The organism is Rheinheimera sediminis, assembly GCF_004005375.1.
GTDB lineage: Bacteria > Pseudomonadota > Gammaproteobacteria > Enterobacterales > Alteromonadaceae > Pararheinheimera.
Genome location: NZ_RZUF01000052.1, coordinates 1 through 9,471 on the forward strand (window position 1 = coordinate 1; position 9,471 = coordinate 9,471).

The 9,471-nt window shown below is 44.6% G+C and carries 10 protein-coding genes; all 10 read left to right on the forward strand.

Translation table 11 applies throughout. The features are described from left to right. Positions 1–260 precede the first annotated feature (260 nt). The 10 genes from EMM73_RS19455 to cas2 all read left to right on the forward strand — a co-directional run bounded on the left by EMM73_RS19455 (position 261) and on the right by cas2 (position 9,449). Positions 261–1,100, forward strand: a complete 840-nt coding sequence (locus EMM73_RS19455; protein WP_127688427.1) for a helix-turn-helix transcriptional regulator — start codon at positions 261–263, stop codon at positions 1,098–1,100. 127 nt (positions 1,101–1,227) lie between these two features. Continuing rightward, the gene (cas3, locus tag EMM73_RS19460) at positions 1,228–3,507 is read left to right on the forward strand and encodes a CRISPR-associated helicase Cas3' (protein WP_186435305.1); all 2,280 of its coding nucleotides are present in this window, start codon (positions 1,228–1,230) and stop codon (positions 3,505–3,507) included. Between the two features lie 14 nt (positions 3,508–3,521). Then, the gene (gene cas5c / locus EMM73_RS19465; protein ID WP_127688429.1) at positions 3,522–4,193 is read left to right on the forward strand and encodes a type I-C CRISPR-associated protein Cas5c; all 672 of its coding nucleotides are present in this window, start codon (positions 3,522–3,524) and stop codon (positions 4,191–4,193) included. Then, positions 4,190–5,950, forward strand: a complete 1,761-nt coding sequence (gene cas8c / locus EMM73_RS19470; protein WP_127688430.1) for a type I-C CRISPR-associated protein Cas8c/Csd1 — start codon at positions 4,190–4,192, stop codon at positions 5,948–5,950. The genes cas5c and cas8c overlap by 4 nt, the downstream gene beginning before the upstream one ends. Next, positions 5,947–7,035, forward strand: a complete 1,089-nt coding sequence (gene cas7c, locus EMM73_RS19475) for a type I-C CRISPR-associated protein Cas7/Csd2 (RefSeq protein WP_127688431.1) — start codon at positions 5,947–5,949, stop codon at positions 7,033–7,035. The genes cas8c and cas7c overlap by 4 nt, the downstream gene beginning before the upstream one ends. A 121-nt stretch (positions 7,036–7,156) precedes the next feature. Beyond that, the gene (locus tag EMM73_RS19480; RefSeq protein WP_127688432.1) at positions 7,157–7,357 is read left to right on the forward strand and encodes an addiction module protein; all 201 of its coding nucleotides are present in this window, start codon (positions 7,157–7,159) and stop codon (positions 7,355–7,357) included. Further along, positions 7,354–7,650 carry a type II toxin-antitoxin system RelE/ParE family toxin gene (locus EMM73_RS20590; RefSeq protein WP_127688433.1) on the forward strand — a complete coding sequence of 99 codons (297 nt, stop codon included), beginning with the start codon at positions 7,354–7,356 and terminating at the stop codon, positions 7,648–7,650. Before EMM73_RS19480 ends, EMM73_RS20590 begins: the two co-directional genes overlap by 4 nt. 1 nt (position 7,651) lies before the next feature. After that, positions 7,652–8,293 (forward strand): CRISPR-associated protein Cas4, encoded by a 642-nt coding sequence (cas4, locus tag EMM73_RS19490; protein ID WP_186435306.1) that lies wholly within the window; start codon positions 7,652–7,654, stop codon positions 8,291–8,293. After that, positions 8,274–9,290 carry a type I-C CRISPR-associated endonuclease Cas1c gene (cas1c, locus tag EMM73_RS19495; RefSeq protein ID WP_127688435.1) on the forward strand — a complete coding sequence of 339 codons (1,017 nt, stop codon included), beginning with the start codon at positions 8,274–8,276 and terminating at the stop codon, positions 9,288–9,290. Before cas4 ends, cas1c begins: the two co-directional genes overlap by 20 nt. A gap of 21 nt (positions 9,291–9,311) precedes the next feature. Further along, positions 9,312–9,449 (forward strand): CRISPR-associated endonuclease Cas2, encoded by a 138-nt coding sequence (cas2, locus tag EMM73_RS19500; protein WP_458351835.1) that lies wholly within the window; start codon positions 9,312–9,314, stop codon positions 9,447–9,449. The last annotated feature ends 22 nt before the right edge of the window (positions 9,450–9,471 follow it).

Sequence of the window (9,471 nt, forward strand, 5' to 3'; positions counted from 1 at the left end):
TTACAACAAGTTGCTGGTACAAACAGCGATAACAGGTCAGCGGCTTTCCAGTCAGAAAGTACCGGGTTATATGAAAGGGCCTGATGATTATGAGATTTTTACGGGGTAGGTTTTTGTGAAGGATACTTTGGTCTAAATTATTAAGACGCTTCCAAAGCCGTCGAATTCGATGGGTTTAAACTCAAATTCAAACAAAGCCATTGTCGATGGTGTTCCTGTTCAGTTATGGTAAGGCATAAGCAAAAATTCAGGGACAGAAAGTGCTTAGCATTAATCAGGACAAAAGATTATGGTTTATTGAGCTGATTGCCTGGTGGGAAGGCCGTATCAGCGCCAGTCACTTAATTCGCCAATTTAGTATTAGCCGTACTCAGGCGCAAAAAGATATTCTTTATTACCAACAGCTGTTACCCGGCAACCTGCTTTATCACGCCAGTTATAAAGGTTTTCTGCCACAAGCTGCTTTTCAGCAAGCCTACATTTCCGGTGACGTAGTGGAATACCTGAACTGGATTAGCCATCAGGACGCCATTACAGACGTAAGCACAGCTTTGCCATACACCACTTTGTCGTTACCCAAACGCCAGGTTAGCGCCGAAATTATCCGGGTATTGGTCACTGCCATTCGGCAAAAGCGCAGGGTAGAGGTGGATTACGTGTCGGTGAGTAACCCCGACCGGCAGGGCAGAATTATAGTGCCCCATCATTTTGTTAGTGCAGGCTTACGCTGGCATTTACGGGCTTACTGCGAAAAATCAAAAGGCTTTCGCGACTTTGTCTTAAGCCGCTTTCGTGGCGTACCTGAGTTATTGGATAAAACCAATATCAGCGCAGAGCAAGACCCAGGCTGGACCACAAAACTTTACTTAGAATTTCAGCCCGATCTCCGTTTAACTCCAGCACAGCAAGACGTATTAGCCCACGATTACCAAATGCAAAACGGCAAACTCCTGCTCCAAACCCGCGCTTGTTTAGCCCAATACGTGCTGCAGGAAATGCAGGTGAACATCCGCGACATCGACATCAGCCCCGAAGCCCAGCAACTGGTTTTGGTGAACCTCAACGCTATAAAACCATGGCTATTTGAAGATAAATCATAAACTTACCAACAACCTGCACACTTAGTTTACAGGTGTTTTTGTACAGTGTTGTGTTTTGATGGAAATAGAGTCATAAATGACTTGGCAATAATAAACTCGACCGTGCTAATGGCGGATAAGGAATTTTTTGAATACCTCTGAACATTCAACAGATTATCTTGCACATGTTCTGCAAGCGAAAGACGACCAATGGCGCGAGCATTTACTTGAAGAACATTTGCGTGAAGTGGCAGATTTAGCTGCTAAATTTGCCGCGCATTTTGGCGGTGAACAGTGGGCAAATGCTGCAGGTATTTGGCATGATCTGGGGAAATACCGAAAGGTGTTCCAGTCTTACATTAAAAAAGCATCAGGCTATGATCCTGAGGCTCATATTGAGCAAGGGCTGGGGCGAGTTGACCATTCAACCGCCGGAGCTATTTATGCCTGTCAACAACTTAAAGGTGCTGGGCAGTTTTTAGCCTATCTGATTGCAGGCCATCATGCAGGATTACCAGACTGGGATAAAGCGGAGGCTGGAGGCGCTGCGCTTTCCCACAGGTTGAAGAAAGGTAGGGATAAAGGTTATTTGGAGGAAACCTTAACAGCGTTTATTCCTCCGGATATTCTAAAGCCAGACAGTACCAAGTCGCCGTTATCTAAACCATTAGGTGGAGAAGATGGTTTGCATTTGTGGCTGCGTATCCTGTTTTCTTGCCTGACTGATGCGGATTTTCTTGATACAGAACGGTTTATGGCTCCAGAGAAGGCGATTAGCCGGCAAGCTGAATGGTCTATGAGCGGGCTGAAAAAACAATTCGATACTTTTATTGCGAAGAAAATTAGTGGCTCGACTAGAACTGACGTCAACATTGTGCGAGAGAATGTATTGAATGATTGCCGTCAATCTGCTCTTGAAATGCCAGGAATATTCACGCTCACGGTTCCTACCGGAGGTGGTAAAACTTTATCTGGTATGGCGTTTGCGCTTGAACATGCGGTAAAACATGGAAAAACACGTATTATTGTCGCTATACCTTATACCAGCATCATAGAACAAACAGCTGAGCAGTATCGGGAGATCTTTGGCGATGCAGTTTTGGAGCATCACTCCAACCTAGATCCAGATGACATTGAGAAGGAAACCGCACGCTCTAGGTTGGCGGCGGAGAACTGGGATGCGCCAATAATCGTCACCACCAATGTTCAGCTTTTAGAGTCTTTATTTGCGGCGCGAACCAGTCGTTGTCGCAAATTACATAACATTGTTAACTCAGTCATTCTGCTTGATGAAGCGCAACTTTTGCCCCCGGATTTTTTGCAACCAATTTTAGATGTGCTTCGGTTGCTGACAGAGCATTATGGTGTCTCTTTGGTGCTTTCTACAGCAACACAACCAGCATTAGGATCCCAAAAAGACAGCTTCGGCACAACCCGGCTTCGAGGTCTGGATGCCAAGCGAGAAATTATTACAGATGTAGATGCATTGTTTGAAAGGATGCGACGAACAGAAGTCATCAGGCCTTTGGATTTGAGCATACGCCGCGATTGGGCCTCTTTGGCAAAAGAGCTTGAGGCATATCCTTGCGTATTGGTGATCGTTAATAGTCGTCGCGATGCCTATGAACTATTTAGCTTAATGCCACCAGGCACAGTGCATTTGTCTGCTTTAATGTGTGGTGAGCACCGGTCTGCAGTGATTACTGAAATTAAAAAGCGTTTAAAAGCCGGTATTGCGGTTCGAGTCGTCAGTACTCAATTGGTCGAGGCGGGTGTGGATTTAGATTTTCCAGTGGTCTATAGAGCTTTGGCAGGGTTAGATTCGATTGCGCAGGCTGCTGGTCGCTGTAATCGTGAGGGGAATTTGGAACGTGACGGGAAATTGGTCAAAGGCAAAGTTGTGGTTTTTGTGCCGCCCCGCTCGCCAGCTAAGGGTCTACTGTTGTATGGCGAACAAGCAACCCGCTCAGTTTGGCATGGGCAAGAGTCCGACCTGCTTTCCCATCGGCTGTATGAACGTTATTTCAACCAATATTTTAGCCAGGAAAACCCGGATAAACACCAGATAATGCCACTGCTAACTCAGGCATCGCGTTACGGAATGGTGCAGTTTCGTAGTGCTGCACAGCGGTTTAGCTTGATCCCGGATAGTGGTGTATCTGTATTGGTTCCCTTTGGAAAGGAAGGTTTTAAGTTAATGGACCAGTTGCGTTATATGGGACCAGAGCGTTGGTTGATGCGTAAGCTGCAGCGTTTAACGGTGAATATTTACGAAAATGACTTCAAGGCACTACGAAAGCTTGGTGCCATCGAAGAGTTACAACCTGACATCTGGGGTGTTTGTGTAACTAACGCTTATGATCAACAACTTGGTTTGCTGACAGCAGACGTTTTAAATAAAAGCCAGCCAGATAGTTGTGTATTTTAATTTAGGGAGGCTCCATGTCCGTTAATTTTTGCTTAGAGGTCAGTGGCGACTATGCCTGCTTTACACGTCCAGAAATGAAAGTGGAGCGTGTTAGCTATGATGTAATTACACCTTCTGCAGCACGCGCTATTTTTGAAGCAATACTTTGGAAGCCTGCAATACGCTGGCAGATCACCCACATTGAAGTGTTGAATCCTATCAATTGGATTTCAGTACGCAGAAATGAGGTTGGCAAGGTTTTTAACACGCCCAATGCAAAGCAAATGGCTGGCCATTCAACTGAGTCTATGGGATTTTACATAGAAGATGAGCGTCAGCAGAGAGCTGGTTTATTTCTGCGCGATGTGAAGTACCGCTTATATGCGAACCTGCATTTTGATGGATCAAAAGATCCTAATTCTAACTATGGTAAATATGCAGCGATGTTTGAGCGTAGGGCAAAAAAAGGCCAGTGCTTTAATCAGCCGTATCTTGGAACAAGAGAGTTCTCCTGTGATTTCAGACTGGTAGAAGATACACAGAATGATAATATTCCCCCTATTGAAGAAGACAAAGATCTTGGTTGGATGCTATACGATCTTGACTACAGCGACGGTAACAACCCTCTTCCTAGGTTTTTTAATGCAGCAATGAAACAAGGTTTGATCCGCGTGCCCGCATGGGACAGTGAGGAGGTGCGGGGATGATTTTACAGGCATTGAATGACTACTACGAGCGTAAGAGGGATGACTTGCCTCCAGATGGTTGGATAAGTAAAGGTGCTGATTTCGCAGTAGTGCTAGATAAAGATGGAGTATTTGTTGATCTGCATTGCTTGCAGGAGGCTGTTGGAAAAAAAATCTTTTCAAGAAAAATGTTTTTGCCAAATATTGGTAAGCAATCACTGAAGCACAGTAATAGTTCAAAAGATGCTAATTTGCTCTGGGATAATTCGGCCTTTGTTTTTGGGCTTGGAGGGAAAGCAGATTTAAAAATCGGTAGCTTTATCGAAACGATTGAGGAGTATTTCCCGCAAAATCTTGACGAAGGTATCATTGCAATATTGAAATTTCTCAAACGAGGAAAGGGCGATAGAAGTCTTTTCTCACCGATACTGAGACACACAAGTTTTGGTGAAACTATTAGCACAGGTAACCCAATCATTTTATTCAGACTAATTAAAGATCATGGATTTGTATTTGAAAGACCAGAAGTATTTAGTGTAATAAATAACCTAAAGAAAGAAGATAAGGAAAGTTATATTGGGTTCTGTCCAGTATCCGGCAAAGTCGAGCAGAATATTGAGTTGACGCATACTGTTATCAAAGGTGTAAGAGATGCTCAAACATCCGGAGCATCAATAGTCTCATTTAATAAAGACGCATTTTGTTCGTATGGAAAGTCGAAAGCTGCAAATGCGCCAGTTAGTAAGGTCGCAGCTCAACAATATGTTAAATCACTGAACTACTTGCTTAGAGCTGGCTCTTCCCAAAAACTCCAGGTAGGCGATGCAACTACCGTATTTTGGTCTGATAAGTCATCAAATATGGAGGATGACTTTGCTGCATATTTTGATGAACCTATCAAAGATAACCCGAACGCCCTATCAGAAAAAGTACGTCAATTGCTAATTGCGGTGGATAAGGGGGTTTTACCGCTAGAAGATGATCAAACCCGTTTCTTTATCTTAGGTTTGTCGCCCAATTCTGCGCGAATCTCGGTACGTTTTTGGCACACAGGAACTGTTGCTGAATTCTCAGCGAAAATAGCCAGACACTTTGTTGATTTAGCTATTGTTCACGCTCCGCATCAACGCGAACACCTATCAATTTGGTGGCTGTTAAATTCGATTGCTACCCAAGGTAAATCTGAAAACATACCACCCAATCTGGCCGGAGAGTGGATGCGTTCCATTTTAATTGGAGGCCCTTACCCAAAAACCTTATTGCATGCCGCTATCCGTCGGATAAAGGCAGAACGTGAAGTTAGTTATGAACGAGCCGCTATTGTCAAGGCATGTTTAAATAGAGAATTACGTTTTCAAACCCAATCCGGCAAGGAGATCACCGTGTCACTGGACAAGCAAAATACCAACCCAGGCTACTGTATTGGCCGCCTTTTTGCTTTACTGGAAAAAATTCAGGAAGAAGCAAGCCCAAGTTTAAATACAACTATTCGCGACCGTTACTATTCCGCAGCATCGGGTACACCTGCCAGCGTGCTACCTATTTTAATGCGTATGAAAAATCATCATCTGGGAAAGCTGGAAAAAGGTAGGGGAATCTATTTTGAGAAGCTGCTACAAGAAATTTTTGGACAGCTACAAGCGGATGGTTTCCCGTCATTGCTTAGCCTTGATGATCAAGGACGTTTTGCTATTGGCTACTACCATCAACGCCAAGCATTCTATGTGAAGTCTGACAAGTTTGATTCTCAACCTACTGAACAAGGACCACAACTATGAGTATTTCTAACCGCTACGATTTTGCCTTACTGTTCGATGTGAAAGATGGTAATCCCAATGGTGATCCTGACGCGGGTAACCTGCCGCGTATTGACGCAGAGACCGGACGAGGTTTGGTCACGGACGTGTGTTTGAAACGCAAAGTGAGAAACTACGTTCAGATAACTAGAGAATTTAAGCGCCCTAATGATATTTATGTAAAAGAGAAATCAGTTCTTGGACGGGTGCATGTTGAAGCGTTTAAAGAGTTAGGTATTGGTCTGGGAGAAGAAACAAGGAATCGTATCCCTGATGGAGTTGGGGAATTAATTGAGGATTTTGATCTGCCTGATGGCATGAGTGTAGAAGAAGACGATGCAGGGAATGCATTTCTTGTAGTGGCATCAGACGCTGATGTGAAAATGGTTAAAGACTACTTAAAAGATGCAAAACCATCTGCGTTATTGAAAAAGTTCTTAACGGATTCGCTTAAGGGAGTGAAAGCAAGAAAACCCAGTGGTGAAGAAACTGCACAGGGGCGTGAATGGATGTGCGAGAACTTCTATGACATCAGAACTTTTGGTGCTGTTATGTCATTGAAATCTGCACCAAATTGTGGACAAGTGCGTGGGCCTGTTCAAATAACCTTTGCTCGGTCAATAGACCCGATAGTTGCGTCCGAACACTCGATTACTCGAATGGCTGTTGCAACAGAAGCCGAGGCAATTAAGCAAAGCGGTGACAATCGTACGATGGGCCGAAAATTCACTGTGCCTTACGGCCTTTACGTTGCTCATGGATTTATATCTGCACATTTGGCCGATCAAACCGGTTTTAGTGAAGAGGATCTGAGCTTGCTTTGGGAATCATTGCAGAATATGTTTGAACATGATCGCTCAGCTGCGCGAGGTTTAATGAATACCCGAGCGTTGTACATTTTTAAGCATGAAAGCAAATTGGGTAACGCTCCTGCTCATAGCTTGTTTGATCGGGTTCAGATCGTTAAAAAATCAGCTGGCCCAGCCCGCGACTATTCTGATTATGAGGTTAGTATTAATGATCATGAGTGGCCGGAGGGTGTCTCGTTAATTCGACCGTTAGGCTAGAGTTAAGCTAAATCAATATAACTGAATATGGTGTTAAGCTGAGTGACATCAGAGCCTGCAGCAATCAGGCTCTGGAAAAGCTATAGTAACAGCACAAAAGTACCAGTTCGGAGATGTGTATATGAACCTTCAAGAGCTAAGTGCCAGCGAAAAGATTCTGTTGGCGGAACAGTTATGGGACAGTGTTCGTGCCGAAGCGGAAGCCTCTGAACTTACAGTGTCGCAGCGTAAGCTATTAGCAGAGCGTTTGGCTGAGTACGAGCTTGAGCCTGAACAGGGTGAAAGCTGGGACAGTGTTAAAGCACAAATTATAGCACTATGACCGCCAAATTATTGATCCGTGCAGCGGCCAAGCAGGATATACAGGACGCTTTTCACTATTACCAATCCTGCTTGCCTAACCTTGGGCATGAGTTTCTGCTTTGTGTGGATGCACAGCTGCATGCCATTCAACGTATGCCAAAGCGATATAGGCTTGTTTATAAGGTTATTCGCCGGGCTGTGGTCCGACGTTTTCCGTATTGTATTTACTTCATCGAAACAGAACAGGCGATTAGTATCATCGCCGTGCTCCATGCCAGGCGTGCACCTGATAGTTGGCAGCTCAGGCAATAGTATGAATGATGTTCGATTGATCCCACTCGCTGCTCTTCAGCACTACGCTTTTTGCCCACGCCAATGCGCGTTAATCCATAACGAACAAGTGTGGGCTGATAACTTTCTGACTGCACAAGGCAATTTGTTGCATGAACGAGTGGATAGTGGCGAGCCGGAAACCCGGAAAGGGATACGGTTTGAGCGTGGGGTGCAGGTTGCTGCACCGAATATTGGTATCACTGGCAAACTGGATTTGGTTGAAAAAGATATATCTTCGGGTGAGCTGTTTCCCGTGGAATACAAGCGTGGCAAACCCAAAGTCAGTGACTGGGATGAAATTCAGCTTTGTGCCCAGGCCTTATGTCTGGAAGAAATGACCGGGCAGACTGTGGCTGAAGGAGCGCTTTGGTACAACCAAACCCGCCACCGTCAAGCGGTTAGTTTTACGCCGGAATTACGTCAGCGCACTTTACAGGTGATTGCCGATGTAGCGGCCATGCTGGCGTCGGGTGTTACTCCAAAAGCTGTGTATGACAAGCATTGCCATGCCTGCAGTTTGTTTGATTTGTGTAATCCGAAGTTATTACAAAAGGACAACAGCTTGCAGTATGTGAATCGACTTTTTTCAACGGAAGATTTCGATGAAGAAACTACAGAATAGTTTGTACATCAATACGCAAGGTGCGTACCTGCATAAAGAGCGTGAAACTTTAGTTATTGATATTAATAAAGAAAAAGTAGCTCAACTGCCTATTCATGGTATTGGGGCTATCTTTTGCTTTGGTAATGTCATGGTGTCGCCTCAAGTGATGGGTTTTTGCGGTGAAAACTCCGTCAATCTGGCGTTTTTTACTGAATACGGCAGGTTTTTAGCGAGAGTACAAGGAAAACAAACGGGCAATGTGTTGTTGCGTCGTGCTCAATATCGTAAAGCAGATGAAGATCCGGTCCCTGTCGCCAGAAATATAGTGGCGGCAAAAATTCAGATGCAAAAGCAGGTATTGCAACGCCATCAGCGCAACCACGGAAACTCGACTGAGTTTAGTCAGCAAATCACAGCTATTAACCATATTTTGGATACCTTAAAACAATGCTCAGATTTGGACAAAATCCGGGGTTATGAAGGGGAGGCTGCGTCCAGATATTTTTCTGTATTTAATATGCTGTTGACCAATAAGGACAAGGGTTTTGAGTTTTCAGGCCGGGTCCGGCGGCCACCGACAGATCCGGTCAATTGTTTGTTGTCCTTTATGTATTCTGTACTTGGTAACGATATCAGCGCCGCGTTGCAAGGTGTTGGCTTGGATCCGCAAGTTGGCTTTTTGCATCAGGAAAGACCAGGACGGGATAGTTTAGCCCTTGATCTGCTGGAAGAGTTCAGAGCCTTTATAGCCGACAGATTGGTATTGACCCTGTTGAACCGACAGCAGCTAAAAGCTTCAGATTTTGTGACTGAAACGGGTGGCGCTGTAAAGCTAAAAGACGACGCCAGAAAGCTGGTATTGAAAGAATATCAAAGCCGGAAACAGCAAAAAATCAGGCATCAGTTTTTAGACGAAGATGTTGAAATTGGTTTGTTACCTCATGTGCAGGCGCTTTTACTGGCAAGGCATATTCGTGGTGATTTACAGCACTATCCACCTTTTATCAGTAAGTAAATTTGCGGGGGAATTTGTATGATGGTGCTAATTACCTATGACGTTTCTTTTGACAATGAAGGTGGGCAACGAAGACTTAGGCACATCGCAAAAATTTGCCAAAACTATGGAACCAGAGTGCAGTATTCTGTGTTTGAGTGCGACATAGACCTGATCTGATCCGGCAACACTGGACACGCCA